19 protein-coding genes are annotated in these 18,343 nt (G+C 59.4%); 5 read left to right on the top strand and 14 right to left on the bottom strand.

Translation table 11 applies throughout. The annotated features are described in order from the left end of the window. Window positions 1-4 precede the first annotated feature (4 nt). Window positions 5-913 carry a LysR family transcriptional regulator gene (locus ACUXAC_RS21210; protein ID WP_015378928.1) on the bottom strand — a complete coding sequence of 303 codons (909 nt, stop codon included), beginning with the start codon at window positions 911-913 and terminating at the stop codon, window positions 5-7. A 108-nt stretch (window positions 914-1,021) separates the two neighbouring features. On the opposite strand from ACUXAC_RS21210, the gene ACUXAC_RS21205 reads away from it, so the two are divergent. Continuing rightward, entirely contained in the window at window positions 1,022-1,906 is an 885-nt protein-coding gene (locus ACUXAC_RS21205; protein ID WP_033635778.1) for an MBL fold metallo-hydrolase, read from the top strand. 68 nt (window positions 1,907-1,974) lie between these two features. Beyond that, on the top strand, window positions 1,975-2,622 hold the full coding sequence (locus tag ACUXAC_RS21200; protein ID WP_038878652.1) for a DsbA family protein: 648 nt from the start codon (window positions 1,975-1,977) through the stop codon (window positions 2,620-2,622). Between the two features lie 32 nt (window positions 2,623-2,654). Here ACUXAC_RS21200 and ACUXAC_RS21195 read toward each other — a convergent pair whose 3' ends face one another. Further along, a complete protein-coding gene (locus tag ACUXAC_RS21195; protein ID WP_308344989.1) occupies window positions 2,655-3,362 on the bottom strand; it encodes a tetratricopeptide repeat protein in 708 nt (235 codons plus the stop codon). A gap of 205 nt (window positions 3,363-3,567) precedes the next feature. Here ACUXAC_RS21195 and ACUXAC_RS21190 point away from each other — a divergent pair, with 205 nt between their 5' ends. Beyond that, window positions 3,568-5,295, top strand: coding sequence for an ABC transporter ATP-binding protein/permease (locus ACUXAC_RS21190; protein WP_070914504.1), 1,728 nt, complete (start codon window positions 3,568-3,570; stop codon window positions 5,293-5,295). A 22-nt stretch (window positions 5,296-5,317) separates the two neighbouring features. Here ACUXAC_RS21190 and agaF read toward each other — a convergent pair whose 3' ends face one another. The 6 genes from agaF to agaR are packed head-to-tail and all read right to left on the bottom strand — an operon-like array spanning window position 5,318 to window position 9,998. Continuing rightward, window positions 5,318-5,752 carry a PTS galactosamine/N-acetylgalactosamine transporter subunit IIA gene (gene agaF, locus ACUXAC_RS21185; protein ID WP_033635782.1) on the bottom strand — a complete coding sequence of 145 codons (435 nt, stop codon included), beginning with the start codon at window positions 5,750-5,752 and terminating at the stop codon, window positions 5,318-5,320. Window positions 5,753-5,762: 10 nt separating this feature from the next. Then, on the bottom strand, window positions 5,763-6,656 hold the full coding sequence (locus tag ACUXAC_RS21180) for a PTS system mannose/fructose/sorbose family transporter subunit IID (RefSeq protein WP_016929936.1): 894 nt from the start codon (window positions 6,654-6,656) through the stop codon (window positions 5,763-5,765). Beyond that, window positions 6,646-7,425 carry a PTS N-acetylgalactosamine transporter subunit IIC gene (agaW, locus tag ACUXAC_RS21175; protein WP_019455697.1) on the bottom strand — a complete coding sequence of 260 codons (780 nt, stop codon included), beginning with the start codon at window positions 7,423-7,425 and terminating at the stop codon, window positions 6,646-6,648. The genes ACUXAC_RS21180 and agaW overlap by 11 nt, the downstream gene beginning before the upstream one ends. Window positions 7,426-7,439: 14 nt before the next feature. Beyond that, window positions 7,440-7,916 (bottom strand): PTS N-acetylgalactosamine transporter subunit IIB, encoded by a 477-nt coding sequence (agaV, locus tag ACUXAC_RS21170; RefSeq protein WP_019455696.1) that lies wholly within the window; start codon window positions 7,914-7,916, stop codon window positions 7,440-7,442. 1 nt (window position 7,917) lies between these two features. Then, entirely contained in the window at window positions 7,918-9,201 is a 1,284-nt protein-coding gene (locus ACUXAC_RS21165) for a D-tagatose-bisphosphate aldolase, class II, non-catalytic subunit (RefSeq protein WP_447259770.1), read from the bottom strand. A 23-nt stretch (window positions 9,202-9,224) separates the two neighbouring features. Beyond that, complete coding sequence (agaR, locus tag ACUXAC_RS21160) at window positions 9,225-9,998, bottom strand: transcriptional repressor AgaR (protein ID WP_004931804.1); 774 nt, start codon at window positions 9,996-9,998, stop codon at window positions 9,225-9,227. Between the two features lie 503 nt (window positions 9,999-10,501). On the opposite strand from agaR, the gene ACUXAC_RS21155 reads away from it, so the two are divergent. After that, window positions 10,502-11,722 (top strand): CynX/NimT family MFS transporter, encoded by a 1,221-nt coding sequence (locus ACUXAC_RS21155; protein WP_060441336.1) that lies wholly within the window; start codon window positions 10,502-10,504, stop codon window positions 11,720-11,722. A gap of 182 nt (window positions 11,723-11,904) precedes the next feature. Here the strand turns inward: ACUXAC_RS21155 and ACUXAC_RS21150 are convergent, their stop codons facing one another. Next, complete coding sequence (locus ACUXAC_RS21150; RefSeq protein ID WP_072265486.1) at window positions 11,905-12,018, bottom strand: YmiA family putative membrane protein; 114 nt, start codon at window positions 12,016-12,018, stop codon at window positions 11,905-11,907. A gap of 386 nt (window positions 12,019-12,404) precedes the next feature. Beyond that, on the bottom strand, window positions 12,405-14,057 hold the full coding sequence (locus ACUXAC_RS21145) for a multidrug ABC transporter permease/ATP-binding protein (RefSeq protein ID WP_055313802.1): 1,653 nt from the start codon (window positions 14,055-14,057) through the stop codon (window positions 12,405-12,407). 376 nt (window positions 14,058-14,433) lie between these two features. Between ACUXAC_RS21145 and ACUXAC_RS21140 the strand changes: the two genes are divergently transcribed. Beyond that, window positions 14,434-14,985 (top strand): tyrosine-type DNA invertase, encoded by a 552-nt coding sequence (locus ACUXAC_RS21140; protein ID WP_055313679.1) that lies wholly within the window; start codon window positions 14,434-14,436, stop codon window positions 14,983-14,985. Window positions 14,986-15,216: 231 nt separating this feature from the next. Here ACUXAC_RS21140 and ACUXAC_RS21135 read toward each other — a convergent pair whose 3' ends face one another. From ACUXAC_RS21135 to ACUXAC_RS21120, 4 genes are read right to left on the bottom strand one after another with little or no spacing between them, the layout of a single operon-like run. Next, entirely contained in the window at window positions 15,217-15,900 is a 684-nt protein-coding gene (locus ACUXAC_RS21135; protein ID WP_055313678.1) for a response regulator transcription factor, read from the bottom strand. 45 nt (window positions 15,901-15,945) lie between these two features. Continuing rightward, the gene (locus tag ACUXAC_RS21130; RefSeq protein WP_055313677.1) at window positions 15,946-16,641 is read right to left on the bottom strand and encodes a response regulator transcription factor; all 696 of its coding nucleotides are present in this window, start codon (window positions 16,639-16,641) and stop codon (window positions 15,946-15,948) included. Window positions 16,642-16,692: 51 nt separating this feature from the next. Further along, window positions 16,693-17,220, bottom strand: a complete 528-nt coding sequence (locus ACUXAC_RS21125) for a fimbrial protein (RefSeq protein WP_225529537.1) — start codon at window positions 17,218-17,220, stop codon at window positions 16,693-16,695. Between the two features lie 56 nt (window positions 17,221-17,276). Beyond that, the gene (locus tag ACUXAC_RS21120; RefSeq protein ID WP_080432965.1) at window positions 17,277-18,338 is read right to left on the bottom strand and encodes a fimbrial protein; all 1,062 of its coding nucleotides are present in this window, start codon (window positions 18,336-18,338) and stop codon (window positions 17,277-17,279) included. Between the last annotated feature and the right edge of the window lie 5 nt (window positions 18,339-18,343).

The following is an 18,343-nucleotide window of genomic DNA, read 5'->3' as shown; positions in this document are numbered from 1 at the left end:
AGCATCAGCGCAGCGTCGCCTGCCACTGCGGATCGGTGGCGAACCACTCCACCAGAAAGTCCAGCATGGTGCGCAAGGTGGCGGGCATCTGGCGGCGTGAGGTATAGATGCCGTAGATGCCCATCGACTGCGGCCGGTAATCCGGCAACAGTTCGACCAGCTCGCCGCTGGCCAGCAGCGGCGCCGCCGAATAATAGGGCTGCATGGAAATGCCTGCCCCCTGCACCGTGCCGGCCATCAGCACCACCGACTCGTTGGCGCTCAGGTTGCCGCTGACCGCCACCGCCGATTTCACGCCCTGAGCATCGAAGTGCCACAGGCTTTTGCCGAAATAGGAGTAGGTCAGGCAGTTGTGCAACGCCAGATCCTGCGGTTGACGCGGGGTGCCGTGCGCCGCCAGATATGCCGGCGCGGCGCACACCACCGATGCGCAGGTGGACAGCGGGCGGGCGATCAGGTTGGGATCCAGCTCGTTGGTGATGCGCAGCGCCAGATCGATGCGCTCTTCCACCAGGTTCACCGCCCGGTTGTTCATCTGCAGATCGACCGCCACCTGCGGGTGACGCTTCAGATACTGAGCGACGGCCCCCACCAGCGCCGTTTGCCCGAGCGACTGCGAACAGGTGATACGCAGCAGGCCGCGCAGCTCATCGCTCTGCCCTTCCTCCACCAGGTCGATCTCCCCTGCCAGCGCCAGCATTTGCCGGCAGCGTTCCAGAGTACGCTCCCCGGCGTCGGTCAGACTAAGCTTACGGGTAGTGCGGTGCAGTAAACGCGCCCCGGCCCATTGCTCCATCTGCGCCAGGTAGCGCGTCACCATCGCGCGCGACATCTCCAGCGTTTCCGCGGCGGCGATCATGCTGCCGCGATCGACGATGGTGACAAAAACCTCAGCGGCGGTAATGCGATCCATGATTAGTCCGATTTATGCAACGAATAATTGCTTATTATCCGGTTTTTCTATCGCTTTATGCAACCTAACATCATTACAACATTAACCGATACCCAAGGACCTCTGCCCATGTTTAAGAAATCACTGTTAACTCTGGCCTTCACCGGCGTCGCCACCCTCAGCACCTACGCCACCGCGGCCGATACCCTGACCATGGAAGTGTATAACCCGGGCGAGAAAAGCGTGTTCCCGGTGTCTTCCGAAATCATCAGCGGCAAACACGAAGTGGCGCTGATCGACGCTCAGTTCCAGCGTAACGATGCCGAAGCGCTGGTGAAAAAGATCAAGGCGACCGGCAAGAAACTGACCACCGTTTATATCAGCCACTCAGACCCGGATTTCTATTTCGGTCTGGACGTGATTAAAGCGGCCTTCCCGGAGGCGAAAATCATCGCTTCGCCAGGCACCATCAAGGACATCAACGCCACCAAAGACGGTAAAGTCGCCTATTGGGGCCCGATCCTGAAAGACAACGCGCCGAAAACCGTGATCGTGCCGCAGCCGCTGCAGGGCGACAGCTTCACCATCGACGGCCAGAAAGTGGAAGTGAAAGGCCTGAACGGCCCGACCCCCGATCGCACCTTCGTGTGGATCCCGGCGCTGAAGGCGGTCGTAGGCGGTGTCGCCGTCGCCGGTGACAACATCCACCCGTGGATCGCCGACAACCAGAGCGTGGAATCGCGCCAGCACTGGCAGCAGACGCTGAAAAACATCGAAGCGCTGAAGCCGCAGGTCGTCGTGCCGGGCCACTTCCTGCCGGGCGCAGCGCAAACGCTGGCATCGGTGCACTTTACCCAGAAATACCTGACCACGCTGGAAGCCGAACTGCCGAAAGCCAAGGATTCCGCCGCGCTGATTGAAGCGATGAAAAAGCACTACCCGACGCTGAAAGACGAGTCGAGCCTGGAACTGAGCGCGAAAGTGCTGAAAGGCGAGATGAAGTGGCCGCAATAAGCGCCCGTGCGTGATTGAACCAGCCCTGGCGCCGCGGTGAGCTGCCGCGCGCCAGGCGAGGAGTAAAGATGACCGAAACCACTCTGCATTACATTTTCGATCCGCTGTGCGGCTGGTGCTACGGCGCCGCGCCGCTGGTGAAAGCGGCTCAGAGCCTCCCCGGGCTGAAGGTCGTGCCGCACGCCGGCGGCATGATGACCGGCAACAATCGCCGCCAAATTACCGACGAATGGCGCAACTACGTTATTCCGCACGACAAACGCATCGCCGAGATGACGGGCCAGCCTTTTGGCGAAGCCTATTTCAACGGCCTGCTGCGCGACACCACGGCGGTGATGGATTCCGAGCCGCCGATCACCGCTATCCTGGCGGCGGAAAAGCTGGCGGGACGCGGGCTGGACATGCTGCACCGCATTCAGCAGGCGCACTATCAGGAAGGCCGGCGCATCGCCGACACGCCGGTGCTGGAAGCGTTGGCGAAAGAGCTGGGGTTGCCTTCGGCGGCGTTTATCGCCGAAATGCGTTTCAGCAGCGGCGCGCCGACCGCGCAACACATCGCGGAAAGCCGGGCGCTGCTGGCCAAAGTGCAAGGCCAGGGCTTCCCGACCTTTGCGCTACAGGACAGCGAAGGCCGCCTGCATCTGCTGCCGGCCGGCAACTATCTGGGTAATGTAGAAGCCTGGAAAAACCTGCTGGGCGCCGCCGCGCTGGCGTAACCAACCTTTCTCGCCCCGGCTGCCGGGGCGGGTCATTCGACCCGCACGAACCGCCCTTCAGCCCGTACGTTGTGACCGAACCCGCAATCCCCGCGCGTGTGCATCTCCAACGTTTGCTCGCCAAACGCCATCGTCACGTCGCAGACCTGCGCGCTTTCCGAGTCATGCTGGTGGTAAACCGCCTTGCCGTGCTCGATCGGCAGCTCGGCGGTGAAATCGCCCATGTTCGGGCCGTAATACAGCCCCATCTGCGGCATGGCGTAGCCGGAAAAATCGATCAGCCAGCGCTCGCCCTGCGGCTTCACCACCACTTCGCTCCACACGCCGCGCCCGGCGTATTGCCAATACACGCCGCCCGGCCCCTGCGGCTGCGGCCGCTGCGCCAGCCGTTGGCGCAACAGGCTCATGTTGTGCTGCGATTTGTCATCGTGCGGCGCCAGCGCCAGATAGGCCTGCGCCTTGAGCAATTCGCCGGCGTGCATCAGCGACAGCGCCACGTTGTTGTAGGCCGTGGCGACGGCCTGCTCGCTCAGGCCGCAAAACTCGCTCCAGGCCGCCTGATCGCGAAAGATGTCGGCAGCTTTGGCGTAATCCTGCCGCTGATAGGCCTTTTTTCCCAGCTCGGCGTAGCTCGCCACCTTTTGGCAGTCGGCGGCGATGTCCGGCTCGTCAATGTGCGCCCAGGCCCGGGCGCTGGCGAAGACGCCGCAGGTCAGCAACAGGGGAACCCAAGCCTTCATCGTTTATCCTTTCTGCAAAAATTCGGCGCCAGTATAACCGCCCGGCGGCGGAGTGTATGCCGCAATTGCGCCCATCTGCGCACCGCTGACGATTCAACCGCCTTATTTCAAACGGTTAGCGAGGTCAAAACTGCTTACAGTCGCGGTTTGTTTGTTACCGGCCCGCGGCCCATGCTGAACAAAATGCCGCAATTAACGAGTCGCTATGAACGCAACCCCCTTGCAGAAACACGCCGTTTGGCAGCTGATCAAACCCTTTTGGGTGTCGGAGGAGCGATGGCGCGCCTGGATGATGCTGATTGCCATCGTCGTCCTGTCGCTCGGTCTGGTCTATATCAGCGTGCAGATCAACCAATGGAACCAGGTGTTCTACGATGCGCTGCAGAACAAAAACTACCCGGTATTCAAGGCGCAGCTGTGGCGCTTTACCTATCTGGCGCTGATCTTCATCGTGCTGGCGGTCTACAAGATCTACCTGACTCAGGGGCTGCAGATGCGCTGGCGGCGCTGGATGACGGAAAAGTTCATGGAAAAATGGCTGGCGCACCAGGCGTATTACCACACCGAGCAGCAGCAGATCGTCGATAACCCCGATCAGCGTATTGCCGAAGATCTCAACGTATTGACCCAATATACCCTGTCGCTGTCGCTCGGGCTGCTCTCCAGCCTGGTGACGCTGTTTTCCTTTATCGACATCTTGTGGCACGTCAGCGGGCCGATGACCTTCGCGCTCGGCCAGCACGCCATCACGCTGCCCGGTTATATGGTGTGGTTCGCGCTGCTGTATGCGGTGCTGGGATCGCTGCTGATCTGGTGGGTCGGCAAACCGCTGGTCATGCTGGGCTTCAATCAGGAACGGTACGAGGCGAACTTCCGTTTCGGCCTGATCCGCATCCGCGAAAACAACGACGCCATCGCGCTGTACCACGGCGAACCGCGCGAGGCGCAGCAGCTGGGCGATCGTTTCGACACCATTCGCAGCAACTGGTGGGCAATTATGCGCATCACCCGGCGGCTGAACATCGCCACCAACTTCTACGGCCAGTTCGCCATCGTGTTTCCCCTGCTGGTGGCCGCGCCGCGCTACTTCTCCGGCGCCATTCAGATGGGCGGCCTGATGCAGATAGCCTCAGCCTTCGGCCAGGTGCAAGGTGCGCTGTCATGGTTTATCGACGCGTTTAACGATTTGGCGACCTGGAAAGCCTGCGTCAACCGTTTGGCCGGCTTCAACGCCGCCGTCGATCAGGTGCATCATCAGCCGCGCGGCGTTCAGCTGCGGGAAGAGACCGCCCATCCGTTAACGCTGGATAACCTCAGCCTGAACTTGCCCGACGGCCAGCCGCTGCTGGCCGGCGCCGAGATGACGCTGCAACGCGGCGAACGCCTGCTGATCGTCGGCCCTTCCGGCTGCGGTAAGTCGACGCTGCTGCGGGCCATCGCCGGTATCTGGCCTTACGGCGCGGGGACTATCGGGGTAGCGGCCAACGCCAACACGCTGTTCCTGCCGCAGCGCAGCTACATTCCGATCGGCACGCTGCGCGAAGCGTTGAGCTACCCGAGCCTGGCGTCGGAATACAGCGATCCGCAGCTGATGCGGGTGCTGGAAAACTGCCGCCTGAAGCACCTGCAGCGCTGGCTGGATACCTCCGCCAACTGGAGCCATCGCCTGTCGCCGGGCGAGCAACAGCGGCTGGCGTTCGCTCGTGCCCTGTTGATTCGCCCGAGCATCCTGTTCCTCGACGAGGCCACCAGCGCGCTGGACGACGAAACCGAACAGTTGATGTACTGCCTGCTGGTGGATGAACTGCCGGACGTAACGCTGATCAGCGTGGCGCACCGCAACAGCGTGGCGAAGTACCACCAGACCTGCTGGCGCTTCAGCCGCAGCGAAGATCAACCGGCGCGCCTGGCGCTGAGCCCGCTGCCGGTATAACCCGCAGACCGACGGCGTTCGTTCAGATGCCGTCGGTTTGCACGTCTTCGCATTTCACCCGGCGGCGCTCATGCCACAGGCTCGTCAGGCCGCGTTTGCCGCACGCCAGCGCCACCTCGCGAAACTCATCCAGGCTCAACCCGTCGCGCTCCAGCATCATTTCCGCCGCCAGCTGCATATTGACGCCGGTCAGCACTTCGCAATCGCCCTGCGCATCCGCCAGTTCGCAGGCGCTGCGGAACGGCGAGCCGCCGAGCATGTCGGTGAGAAACACCACGCCGTCCGGTTGCGCCACCGCCGCCAGCGCCGAGCGCAAGGCGTCGTTGAGCTGCGCGGTGCTCATCTGTTCAGGGAAATCGACCGCCGCGCAGTGCGGCTGCGGCCCCACCACCTGCTCCACCGCCTGCAACAGCCCGGTGGCGAAGCCGCCGTGGCCGGTAATCACAATGCCTGGCATACCCCACTCCTCACAAAATGCCGATAAATTTGCCCGCTACGCCGATCGCTACGGTGACGCCAATCAGCTTCACCGGCGAGAAGCCGCGCTTCATCAGGAAGAAAATGAGCAGCGTGAAGCACAGCGGCAACAGGTTGGGCATCAGCTTGTCCAACACGTCTGTCTGCAGCGCCACGCTGGCCTTGCCGGCATGCATGACCAGCGGCGTGGACAGGTGCACATACGAGGCCACCAGTGCGCCGATCACCGTCATGCCGACGATCGACGCGGCATGAGAAATGCGCCGGGTGTGGGTCTTCAACAGCGCCAGCGCGCTGGTGCCGGCCTGATAGCCGTAGTGCGCCAGCCCAAAGCGCAGGCCGAAGTGAAACAGATTGAACAGCAGCAGGAAGACGATCGGCCCGAACAGGCTGCCCTCCAGCGCCAGCGAAGCGCCTATCCCGGCGCAAATTGGCAGCAGCGTCAGCCAAAACAGCGCGTCGCCGATGCCGCCGAGCGGCCCCATAAGCGCCACTTTCACCGCGCGAATGGTGGAGATCTTCTCCTTGTTCTGTTCCATCGCCAGCACCAGGCCGGACAGGAAGGTGACGTCGAACGGGTGCACGTTGATAAATTCCATGTGCATCTTCATCGAGTTGGCCAGATCCTGCGGGTTGCGGTGGATCTTGCGCAGCCCGGGGATCAGCTGATACAGCCAGCCGCCGGCCTGCATACGTTCATAGTTGAACGACGCCTGCAGCAGCAGCGAACGCCAGGCCATGCGGTTGATGTCGCCGCGCGTCAGCGCTTCGGCGGGTTGGCTGTCCAGATAGTCATCCTGCTCCACCTGGCTGGTGGCCAGCGCCTGCGCCATGCGTTGCTCGGCCTTTTGCGCCAGCAGATCGTCGGAATCGTTAAATGCCATCTTCGGCGTCCTCCTGCGGAGCGGGCCGGGCCGTCGCCTCTGCCGCGCCGCGTTGCGTGTTGAAGAAGTCGATCAGGGCGATCGCCAGGGCACCCAGCGCCACCGCCAGGATCGGCAGCTTGAGGAACGTGACCGAGATGAAGCCAAGGATAAAATAGGCCACGTAGGTTTTTTTCATCATCACCTTCATCAGCAGCGAGAAGCCGATCGCCGGCATCATGCCGCCCGCCACCGCCAACCCGTCCAGCAGCCAGCCTGGCGCCTTCTGCACCATGGCGCTGGCCGCATCGGCGCCGAAGTAAATCGGCAGGAATGCCACCACGAAATAGAAGATGAACAGGATGCTGATGCCGAGATAGTTCACCCGTTCGATGCCGCGCCAGTTCAGCTCCTTCACCATGCGATCGCAGCGGTGCATCATCGGCGAGAACAGCGTAAACAGCAGCGTAATGCAGCCCTGCACCGCAATCGAGAACGGTACCGCCACGCCGATCGCCACTTTCGGGTCGGCCTTGGTCAGAATGGCGAACGCGGTGCCGATCACCCCGCCAATCACCACGTTAGGCGGTTGGGCGCCCGCCAGCGGCACCATCCCCATCCACACCAACTCCAACGTGCCGCCCACCAGCAACCCGGTGTAGACATCGCCCAAAATCAGCCCCACCAGCGGCCCCATCACCACCGGCCGGTGGAAGTGGGTCAGGCCGTCGAACAGGTCAACCCCCGCCAGCCCGGCCAACAGCGCAATCAATAACGCATCCGTCAACATGCTTTCCCCCTGGCTCAAAAGAGCAGTTTGCCGATCGCCTCGCCCGCCTCATCCGGCACCCGGCGCACTTCGCACTCCACGCCCAGCGCCGCCAGCGCGCGAAACGCGGCCACGTCGCCGTCGTCCAGCGACACCGTTTTGTGCACCTGCCGCTTCCCCTCGGCGAAGTGCATATTGCCGACGTTGACGAACCGGATCGGCACCCCGCCGCGCACCAGCGTCAACACGTCCTGCGGCGTTTTGCACACCAGAAAAATCTTCTGCCGATCCGCCGCCTTGTGGATCACGTCGATGGTTTTCTGCAGCGTGAAGTAGCGGGTCTGCACCCCTTCCGCCACCACCATGTCCATCAGGTTCTGCTGCACCGGATCGGCGGCCGCCTCGTCGTTGGCCACCACCACCAGGTTGGCGCCGAGGGTGTTGGTCCAGGTCACGCCCACCTGGCCGTGCACCAGGCGATTGTCGATACGGGTCATTAAAATGTTCGGCATGCTAGCGGCCCTCCGGGTAGCAGGCGGCGTGATAATCGTCGAGCACCTGCGTCACTTTATGCAGCACCCACTCCTGCGGATCGGCGCTCAATTCGCCGGCGTTCATCGCCCGCGCCTGATCCGGCAGGTACTGGCTGAGCAGCGCCAGCGGCGCCGGGCTGCGGCGCAGGTTGTCCAGCAAACTGTCGACCGCCTGCTGCACCTGCGGCTGCGGCCAGTAGTAACGCACCCGATCGCTCAGGCTGTAGTGGCGATCGAGATACTGCTGGTGCGGCGTGCCGTGGTAGTAGCGGCTCCACTGCTGCGGCTGCTCGCGCATCACCTGCTCCAGCGTGGCGCACAGCTGCGCCGACTGGCGTTCCCCCAGCCATTCACGCTCGATGCGATCGAGGGCGAACAGCGCTTCGCGCAGCGCGAAGGTCAGCGCCGGCCCCACCTTCAGGATGGCGAAGTGATCGCGCACCAGTTGGCGGTAGGCCTGCGGTGGTTGGTAGTCCGTAGAGTGCGCTTCATAGATCATGCCCGGCTGCCGTTCGATGAAATGGCTCAATGCGTCGGCGCGCTGCGGTTGGTAATGCTCAACGCTGTGGTGATCGAACTCGACGCCCGGCTGTACCACCAGCGCGATAGTTCGCTGCCAGGCATCGTTCAGCTCGGCTTTTTGCCAGGCGATGCGGTGCGTTTCCAGCGTTTGCGCCACCGCCTGCGGCGTGGTGACCTGCAGACCCGCCAGCGCCTCCTGCGCGCCGCCCGGCACCGGCACTTCGGTGCCGATCACATAAACCGGCGCTTCGCCGCCGCTCTGCGCCCAGGCTCGCTCCGCCACCGCGCACAGGCGCGCCGCACGCTCAGCGACCGTGGCATCCCCCAGGGGCGAGGGATCGCCGGCGCACGACATGGAACAATCGAGGTGAATTTTGCGAAATCCGGCGCGAACGTAATCGTCGATCAAGGTTTCCGCCAGCGCCATCGCCTCCTGAGCCGGGCGATCTTGCCAGGCGTTGGGCCCCAGATGATCGCCGCCCAGCCACACTCTCTCGCGCGCCAGGCCAACCTCATCCGCCAGGCGCCACAGCGCATCGCGGAACTGGGCCGCCGTTTGGCCGGTATAGCCGCCGAACTGATTGACCTGGTTGGACGTCGCCTCTACCAATACCGGCGTGCCGCGCGCTTTGGCCTGCCGCAGCGCGGCCTTCAGAACCCAGGGATGGGCGGAACAGACGGAAAAGATCCCGACCGGCATACCGGCCTTGTGCTGCTCGACAAGCTGTAACAACTGCTGCATGAAGCCCCCATGCAGGCGCCCTGCTACCGATCGGCGATGATGACCTCCACGCCCAGCTCGGTTAACGCCCGCTCGTAATCGTCCGGAAGACGGCTGTCGGTGATCAGCCGATGGATTTGTCCGGCTTCGCGAATCATGCAAAAGCTCTTGCGACCGAATTTGCTGGCATCCGCCACCGCGATAATCTCGCGCGCCACCTCGCACATTACGCGATTGAGGTGCGCCTCACCGGGGTGAGGCGTGGTGATGCCGGCGCTCAGATCGAACCCGTCGACGCCCAAAAACAGCTTGTCGAAGCGGTACTGACGCAATTGCTGCTCGGCAGCCGGACCGTAGAGCGAGTAAGAGTTGCGACGCACGCTGCCCCCCAGCACCATGACCTCTACCCCGTCGTTTCCCGAAAGCTCGTAGGCAATGTTCAGCGCATTGGTCATCACCACCAGATCGCGCCGCCCCTTCAGGAACGGCACGATCTGCGCGGTGGTGGAACCGGAATCGAGGATCAGCGCATCGCCGTCGCGCACATAGCCGGCCGCCGCGTTGGCGATCAGCGTTTTGACGTCGCGATTCAACCGCCCTTTGTCCCGCAGCGGCCGATCGAAAGCGAATTGCTGATTGAGCATCGCGCCGCCGTAAGCGCGCAGCGCACACCCTTTTCGTTCCAGAAAGCGCAGATCGTTGCGGATCGTCACCGTGGATACCGCAAACTGTTTGCTGAGCTGCTCCACGCGCACGCTGCCGTGCTCGCATAACAGATCGATGATGTGTTCACGTCGCTTTGCGGTATTCACTGGCATGAGCTGCGGTCCTCAGGTTTCCGGCATCGCCGGGGAGAAGATGGCTTTCGCTCTACTGCGCTGGCATTACAGCAAAGCGAAAGCAATGAAATTGTGATCGGGCTTACAGCCCCGTTTTAGCAAAAAAACCGCCAAAAAACCTTTCGAATCGAAACGGATCGAAAAGCCAAAAAGCGGAAAGGGGGAAAAGTGAAATGCCATGACGGGCGCGAACGCCGGGGGGCCACGGAGCCGGCGGTGAGGAAAGCGAAAGCGGCGCATGGCGCGCCCCGCGCCATGACTTTTAGTTCACTCAGTGACCAGGATCACATAATGGCAATTATCCTGCGGCCGGCAGGGGTTAACCGCCATCATCCCGCCGGCCCGTCCCCTTGTCAGCGTGAGCCATCTTCCCTACACTTGCGATCGGATACCGCCAATTTGTCGGTACGTAAGCGTTAACGTCAATCAACGCATCACGCCATGCAGCACTGATTGACTGCATGCCCTGGTGCGAGGAACCCATGCCGCAACCCGCTTCATCCCCAACGTCCACCGCGACCCCGCGTCGCCGTTTACACCGCCCTGTCCTGCTGATCGTCGGCATTATGCTGATCGCGGCCAACCTGCGCGCCGCCCTGACCAGCGTCGGCCCACTGTTGGAGCAGATCCAGCAACAGCTGGCGTTGTCCGCCACCGCCGCCGGCCTGATCAACTCGTTGCCGCTGATCCTGTTCGCCGTTCTCTCGCCATTGACTCCGGCGCTGGCGAAACGCATCGGCATCGAGCGCACCCTGGGCCTCGCCCTCGCGCTGCTGGTCTGCGGCATCGCGCTACGTTCCCTGCCGCAAGACGCCATGCTCTGGCCGGGCAGCATCCTGATCGGCGCCGCCATTGCCTTCGCCAACGTGGTGCTGCCGACGCTGGTGAAAAGAGATTTCCCGCATCGGGCCGCCGCGATGATCGCCGCCTATGCGGCGGTGATGTCACTGGTTGCCGCCATCGCCTCCGGTCTGGCGGTGCCGCTGGCTGCCCTGGCCGACCTCGGCTGGCGGTTCTCTTTGCTGTGCTGGGGTTTGCCCGCCTTGCTGGCGCTGCTGGTGTGGCTGCCGCAGCTACGGCGCTCGGCCACTCCCGCCACCAAAGAACCGAAGCCGACGGAGCCACAGCGCTATCGTTCTCCCTGGGGCAGCGCGCTGGGCTGGCAAGTGGCGATGTTCATGGGGCTGCAATCGATCGCCTTCTACACCATCATCGGTTGGTTCAGCGCCTTTGCCGCCAGCCACGGCACTTCCGCCCAGCAGGCAGGATTCGAGCTGTTCGTTTACCAGGTGGTCGCGATCGTCGCCAACTTTGTCATGGTGGTGATTTTGCCGCGGGCGCGCGATCAGCGGGCAATCGCGCTGGGCAGTTCCCTGCTGATCTTTATCGGCGTCGGAGGATTATTGGTGCAACCCGCCAGTTCACTGGTGTGGCTGACGTTTGCCGGATTGGGGGCGGGGAGTTCGCTGGTGCTGGCACTGTCGTTTTTTGGCTTACGCAGTCAGCATCATCATCAGGCGACGCTGCTGTCGGGTATGGCGCAATCCGTCGGCTATTTGTTGGCGGCGCTGGGGCCCACGTTGTTCGGCCTGCTGCACGATCTGACGGATGGCTGGCGTTTGCCGCTGATCGTCCTGCTGTGCCTGACCGTTTTGCAAATGCTGTTCGGCGCGCTGGCCGGCCGCAGCCGCGTGATCAGCTAGCGCCGTTGGGCGATGGGCCGTGCCGGCTCAGGCGCGCTATCCTGCCACAAGTCTTCAATGAAGGCGCGTTGCTCATCGCTCAACACCCACGAAGGCGGAATTTTGGACTGCGCACGACGCTGTGCGCCCTCACGGTTTTTAGCCTGCTTTTTGTTCACAAGTCGCCTTCCTGCTTAACCTACTTAATTCAGTAACCAATAAATCACGGCGCCGATGAGTAGCCAAAACAGCCCACTCCCGATAAATACGCACAGCCATGCTTTACGTTTGATATCTGATCCATCCTTGCTCACCACAGCGCCCTCAACCAATAGATTAAACCATTCAAATTGAGATTATTGATCTATTTTAACGATCGATAAAGTCGTTTTTTCCTATGGCATTTTAAAAAACTGCTGCTACCCATAGACCTGCACTGCAGCCTCAGTAAGGACGGCACCGTGGATACCCTTGTTATCGGCAGCCGTTAACTTGTATTGATAGGCGAACGAATGTGCAGTGTGCCACACCTTGAGAGGTCAAAATTAAACCACTGGTAAATAATTCAGCAGTCAATTATTTGACTGGTCATAAGGCAAATCGGCAACAGACCGCGCTGAAGGGGGGAGAGAAAATGAAGCGACGTACTGAAATCCTGCGGGGGAGCACCGGCCCGTTTTAGTCTCGCCCGGGCCGGCGTGAGTTAACCGATTCTACTGACGGAATCCCGGCTGGCGTGTTCACGCTCAATGCCGGTCAACTCGCGTAAATGGCCTGAGCGCATCTCAAGCAGCCGATCGGCGTGTTCAAAGTAGTGATCGTCATGGCTGATGGCAAACACCGTTTTGCCCAGCGCGCGCAATTCAGGCAACAGCTCGCGATAGAAAATCCGCCGGAACTGCGGATCCTGATCTGCGGCCCATTCATCCAACAGCAGAATATCGCGCTGCTCTGCCACCGCCAACAACAGAGCCAGGCGTTTACGCTGCCCCTGCGACAGCTGCGGGTTGGTCACCCTGGTGCCGTCGAACTGCAGTTTGCTTTTCATATTCAACCGCTCGAGCCAGCCGGCGACCAATTCCGCATCGGGTTCACCACCTTCCGGCCCCTGCAAGCGATCGAACTGATGAAAATCGGTGAAAATCGCCGAAAACAGCCGACGGTAGTCCGGCATATCCGCCGCGGTCTGTGCGACGCCATCCAGAACGATGTGCCCGCTCACCGGTTGGTACAACCCGGTCAACAACATCGCCAGCGTTGACTTGCCGCTGCCGTTGCCGCCGATCAGAAAGACCAACTCACCACGGCGCAGCGTCAGATTGAGCGGCCCGACGGCAAAACCGGGCTGCTGTTCGGTATCCGCATAGTGAAAAACCACGTCGCGTAGCTCCAGCGTCTGCCAGGAACGGCCAACGGCGGCAGGAAACGCCGCTTGATACTCGGCCAGGCGCAGCGTCTTCAGCTTGTTAAAGGCCACTTCGGCGCTGACCAGCGTCGGAAACGCCCCGACCGCCTGCAGTAATGGCGTGCGCAAGAACAGCAGCGTCAGTGAATAGGTGGCGGCCACCGCCGAGTCCGCCCATCCCAGACTGTTGGCCATAAAGAACACCAGCCCAATCGCGCCCAACATCATGATATTTGACCAGTTGAGCGCGCTCAAATGGAAGGTGTCGGCGCGAATGATATGGTAGCGATAAGCTTGCGCATCGGGCTGATAGGCCTGTTCGTACAGCGCCTGCGCCCGCTTGCGGTTCAACGTCAGCTCCTTACGACCGTCAATCACCGACTCATAACGATGATAGAGACGCTCTTCAGACTCACGCAAACTGGCCATATGACGATAAACCCGTGACACCAGGCAGCCGCTGCCCACGACGGTCACTGCCACCCAGACTGCCGTGACCGCCAGCATTTTCGGTGATAGCCACCCCAGATAGGCCGCCGCCCCCAGGGTTAAAATCACCCCTTGAACCAGCTCAGGCAAGCGCACGAAGGCGACGGTAATATTGCGGATATCGCTGGACAGGCTGGCCAACAATGAGGCGCTACCCAATTGTTCAAGGCGTTCAATATCGGTATCCAAAATGCGCTTCACCAGCTGCCCACGCAGGCGATAGACGAAGTAATGGCCCAATGTCGTCAGCGCCAATTGCGAGCCCAGCGTGACCGCCATCAGCAATGCCAGCAGGGCGAGAAACATCGGCAGCACGGCCAATGCATTGCCGCCGGCCTCCATCAGGTATTGATTGATAAATGCAATGATACCGATGCCTAAACCGGCGCTGGCCAGGGTCAGCGCCATGACAGCCAGAAATGGCCAACGGTACTGGTGATAAACCACCCGTAGCAGTTCCATGAAAAAACCTCTGAAGTCGCGATCTGGCAGGCATTGTAAGCGGCGTGAGAATGAGATCAAGACGAATTCTCATCACAATTTATCAAGCACCGATCAGAGAGAGAGGGTATCTCATGGCTGTCTGACGGATGAAAACTCTCCATGGGGCTCTTACAGAGATGCTAAATATTCGCTAATTAAATAGCCTCATGAAACAAATAAAATAACCATATAAAATACAAAATATATTCACTTGAAAAATGAAAAAATAGAAAAGATAAAAAAACCATCTATTAAAAAATGAAATTATTTATTTCCTTTGCCGCCCATTATGCTCCAATGCTTTAATAAAACTTCATGATATAAATCGCCAACATCAAAGACGCAGGAAAGAAAAATGAAAAAAAGGAAATTTCTCAGTCAGGTTGAAATTGAGCAACTGATTGCTGCCGTGCATGAGGGGAAAAATAGCATTCGAGATCGTTGTCTACTATTAATGTGCTTTATTCACGGTTTGCGGGTTAGCGAACTGCGTGCTTTACGCCTGGAGGATATTGAGCTTACCTCCAATCGGATCCATATATCCCGGCTGAAAAACGGGTTTTCCGTTCAGCATCCGATCCAACCGCGAGAACGGCAGGCGCTGTTACATTGGTTGGCCCAGCGGACGAGCTATCCTGACGCAGAAGCTCCATGGTTATTCCTGTCGCGCCACGGCGGACAAATATCACGTCAGCAGCTGTATCGATTAATGAGAATGTATGGCGAAATGGCCGGTATTAGCGTTCAGGTCCATCCTCACATGTTGCGACACTCCTGCGGCTACGCCCTTGCGGATAAGGGGATCGATACGCGTTTGATTCAAGATTATTTAGGACACAAAAATATCCAGAATACGGTGATCTACACCGCGACCAACGTAGAACGATTCCGCGCAATCAGCATTTAATCTCACAATGAGAATAACTACGCGGGACCTCGTCCTTTGCTAAACAGCGCATCGAGTTTGGTACAAACATCAGATGGGAAGATGCAGCCCGGCACGTCATCAACGGCCTACTCCAGCACGACTTTAACGCCGAGCTGCTTTTCATGCCTCAGCGCCCAGGGGCACGCCGCACTGGTTATGCTAGCGGTAAACCTGCCGATAAATCATAACGCCATACCCTTCCATTAAAGGCTAGGTCCCCTTTGACCATTTCCCCCCCAATTGCCGCGTAATATTGCCGTGCAAAGAAAACAGTTCGCTGTCATTCTTTACCTGCAGTTTACGCATGGCGCTGCATTTATGCGCGCTGATCGTCTTGATGCTGCGGCGTTGCAACTCGGCGATTTGCCGCAGGCTCATACCGTTAAACAAAAAGGCCAAAACGTCGCTCTCACAGCGGGTCAACTTTCGCGTGCTAACCTCCTCTCCACTCACGGAAGGCGCCAGAAAAGCCCCAATCTGCGGACTCAACACACGTTCCCCCAGCAACACGCGATTAAAAAACTCCGCCACCAGCGGCAAAGCGTCATCTCTGGCAACGATGCTGACATTAGGCTGGTTCAACAGGCGCCCTAACTCTTCTGCATTCTGGCAGCAGGTATAGACGATTACCCGCAAGTCGGGCAGCTGCGTGCTCAGAGCCAGCAATGTTTCTCTGCCCTGAGCCACGGTCTCATCTTCGCCGTCCATTTCGGTAATCAGCACGTCGGCCTGCTGATAGACCACGCTGTCCGCCACCGCGCGGACGCTGGTTTCCTTTACGACGACTTTTGCCTGGGTTGGCAGCGTTTTTAAAAAACTCGCCAACCCTTCCAACGTTAATGGACATCTGTCCATTATCGCTATGTTCAGCGGTTGCTGACGCCATAAATGCATAATCTGCTCCTGTGCTTGCTTAGCCGAAAGGCATTTCGCGCATGCCTAGCGAACAAAGGATGAACCTTGCGCAGCCATCCATTTCCCCTGAAGGTACAATTCCCCATCGCTGTGAAATCCCAACTTCAACATCGCATTGCGTTTATGGGTGCTGACGGTGCGTATATCACGGCACATCGTTAACGCCACGTTGGTTACGCTTTTACCGGAAAACAGCTGGGTCAGCACATCCAACTCCTTCGCCGTCAGGGGCTTGTCAGCCGTCGCTTCATGCAACTGACGTTGACGCACCCGATGGCTGAAACTGCTGCAGCCCGTCAAAACCTGTTGGACGCAGTGAGTCAACGCAATGGCCGGCTCCTGCTTCAACATCAGGCCGCTGATGCCGGAGGCGATCAGTTGCCGCAGCAGTCTGGGTTCATCCAGCGCCGTGCAAATGACTATCGCGGTGTCCGGCGAGTTTTCGCGGACTTCAGCGATCAACCGGAAACCGTCCAATACCGACTCTGATTTACCGCACAAATCCATCACCAATAAGCGGTGCACATGCTGAGTGAATAAGGTTCTCAATGCCACCAGGTTAGTCACCTGCCGAACGTTGTCGGGCTGCAGGCCGCAGGACTCAATCAAGCGATTTCTCATCCCCAACGCCGTGATGAGGCAGGGCTCCATGATGGCCACGGCCCCCGTCGTTGCCTTACCGGCCGCCAAAGTCGCTCTTGATGGATAATTACTATTCATATCATCACCTTAAATCTGTCGTTAGCATTCCACTTAGGACGGTCTTTTTGTCTACTGATAGACAAAAGTGACCTGCAGGACACCCTCTATCGAGCCAGGCGTAGAACCGCCATTGGTGCTGTATGCCCGCGCCCGCAAATTGAATTTGGCTTCATGCGTCGCCTGATTAACTGACTGGGTCATGCTCTTGCCATTGCCCAGGTTCGCTCCCTGGTTGTTTTGCAATTCAATTTGGACCCGACGAGAACCGCCGGTGCTTTTATATAAGCTGGTGCTTTCCTCAGCGGCCGTCCCGCTGAAGGTCGCGACAACTGACGTGGTGGTACTCGGACAGTTTTTTAGCGTCAAAGGGAACTCCACCCAAGGGCTGGAGGCCCCGGAGGTCGCCAGGACGGCGGCGGAAATGTCATCCCCCAGATTGACCGAAATCGAGCCGTTTGCGCCGTCGATTTCGCAGGGCGCCGCTTTGATGTTGCCGGTAATGACGAGTTTTGATGTGGCTTGCGCTGTCGGCATGGCAAAGAGCAACAGGCCAGCCAGCGCCAATTTGCAGCTGATACCGCTAATAACCTTCCCCATACTTTATTCCTTCTCGTTAAACGCCGGGCACGGCCCGCTACCGTTGAAATATCCGTTTATTGAATTTCTGCCTGAATGGTCGCCGTTGCATTGAACTGCCCGACGGCAGGGAGCTGGCCGGTGGTGTTGATCGGATAGATGCTGATCCGTGAACTGCCACTCTGATTGGGATATTGGAAGTTATCGATTGGCAAGCGCCCGCTCTGAGGCCGAATCACATTGCCCTGCATATCCTTAATCATCACGCCAATGTCGCGATTGCTGGTTTTCAGCGCCTCAGGCATGCTGCCGTCAGCCTCGCCGCGGAATGACAGGCTGACCTTGACGCCGGCGGAAATATTGCGACAGGCCAGCGTCAGCGTTCTCTCTTCTGGAGTAAAACGGGGCGGCATCGCGCCCTTGGTTTGGATATTCGAGGTCAGGATGTCGCCAAAATTGACCGTAACCACTTGCGGATCGATAACACAACTCTGCGGCACGGTGACGGTGCCACTCATTGATATCGTGGAGACCGGCACATCGCTTTTCACGCCACTCGCCACCGAGACATAGGTGTCCACCAGGCGGGTGCTGGGGATTGTGGTCACGCCAACGAAAGGGCGGCGGAAATACAGATGAATTCGCCCGCGAGCGCCGCTGTTGTAGGGCGTGCTGGCACAGGATTCGTCATCGCCATCCATATCGGTCTTAAAGTTAGACTCATTGGTGAACGGTGCGGCAATAAACTCATTGCGATATCCCGCCACGAAAACTTCGCTCGCGACCCCCAGGTATTCATTCAACGCGTAATACGTTAACCCCCCGCTGCTGAATACCGGCTCGCTCAGCAGCATTTTGGCGGTGACATAAGACGCCGTACGCGTCTGGCATTCGCACTTCACCCGATAAGAACCGGGCAAATTCCAGTTGCCGCCGTCAGCATTCTTAATAATCCGCCCCACCACGTTTTGCGACGGGTCGGTTAAAACCGGGGAAAAGAGGAATGAAAACCCATGAGTCCCCGAAATAGGAGCACACTGCCCGAAAGCCGCCTGTACTTGTGGTGCGCTGAACGTTGCGCACGCCAATAGCCCGCCGACGATGATCCCTCGTTGAATCGATATTCCTGTCGCCATCATATGTA

Source organism: Serratia sp. 121840015-1 (genome assembly GCF_053627655.1).
This window is presented reverse-complemented; position numbering and strand designations above follow the sequence as displayed.

Bases quoted from the DNA above. Each gene is read 5' to 3' on its own strand.
- ACUXAC_RS21165 (WP_447259770.1), bottom strand. From the start codon at position 9,201: ATGCAGCAGTTGTTACAGCTTGTCGAGCAGCACAAGGCCGGTATGCCG.
- ACUXAC_RS21125 (WP_225529537.1), bottom strand. From the start codon at position 17,220: ATGGGGAAGGTTATTAGCGGTATCAGCTGCAAATTGGCGCTGGCTGGC.
- ACUXAC_RS21120 (WP_080432965.1), bottom strand. From the start codon at position 18,338: ATGATGGCGACAGGAATATCGATTCAACGAGGGATCATCGTCGGCGGG.
- ACUXAC_RS21190 (WP_070914504.1), top strand. From the start codon at position 3,568: ATGAACGCAACCCCCTTGCAGAAACACGCCGTTTGGCAGCTGATCAAA.
- ACUXAC_RS21195 (WP_308344989.1), bottom strand. From the start codon at position 3,362: ATGAAGGCTTGGGTTCCCCTGTTGCTGACCTGCGGCGTCTTCGCCAGC.
- agaR (WP_004931804.1), bottom strand. From the start codon at position 9,998: ATGCCAGTGAATACCGCAAAGCGACGTGAACACATCATCGATCTGTTA.
- agaW (WP_019455697.1), bottom strand. From the start codon at position 7,425: ATGTTGACGGATGCGTTATTGATTGCGCTGTTGGCCGGGCTGGCGGGG.
- ACUXAC_RS21140 (WP_055313679.1), top strand. From the start codon at position 14,434: ATGAAAAAAAGGAAATTTCTCAGTCAGGTTGAAATTGAGCAACTGATT.
- ACUXAC_RS21130 (WP_055313677.1), bottom strand. From the start codon at position 16,641: ATGAATAGTAATTATCCATCAAGAGCGACTTTGGCGGCCGGTAAGGCA.
- ACUXAC_RS21180 (WP_016929936.1), bottom strand. From the start codon at position 6,656: ATGGCATTTAACGATTCCGACGATCTGCTGGCGCAAAAGGCCGAGCAA.
- agaF (WP_033635782.1), bottom strand. From the start codon at position 5,752: ATGCCAGGCATTGTGATTACCGGCCACGGCGGCTTCGCCACCGGGCTG.
- ACUXAC_RS21210 (WP_015378928.1), bottom strand. From the start codon at position 913: ATGGATCGCATTACCGCCGCTGAGGTTTTTGTCACCATCGTCGATCGC.
- ACUXAC_RS21200 (WP_038878652.1), top strand. From the start codon at position 1,975: ATGACCGAAACCACTCTGCATTACATTTTCGATCCGCTGTGCGGCTGG.
- ACUXAC_RS21155 (WP_060441336.1), top strand. From the start codon at position 10,502: ATGCCGCAACCCGCTTCATCCCCAACGTCCACCGCGACCCCGCGTCGC.
- ACUXAC_RS21135 (WP_055313678.1), bottom strand. From the start codon at position 15,900: ATGCATTTATGGCGTCAGCAACCGCTGAACATAGCGATAATGGACAGA.
- ACUXAC_RS21205 (WP_033635778.1), top strand. From the start codon at position 1,022: ATGTTTAAGAAATCACTGTTAACTCTGGCCTTCACCGGCGTCGCCACC.
- ACUXAC_RS21145 (WP_055313802.1), bottom strand. From the start codon at position 14,057: ATGGAACTGCTACGGGTGGTTTATCACCAGTACCGTTGGCCATTTCTG.
- agaV (WP_019455696.1), bottom strand. From the start codon at position 7,916: ATGCCGAACATTTTAATGACCCGTATCGACAATCGCCTGGTGCACGGC.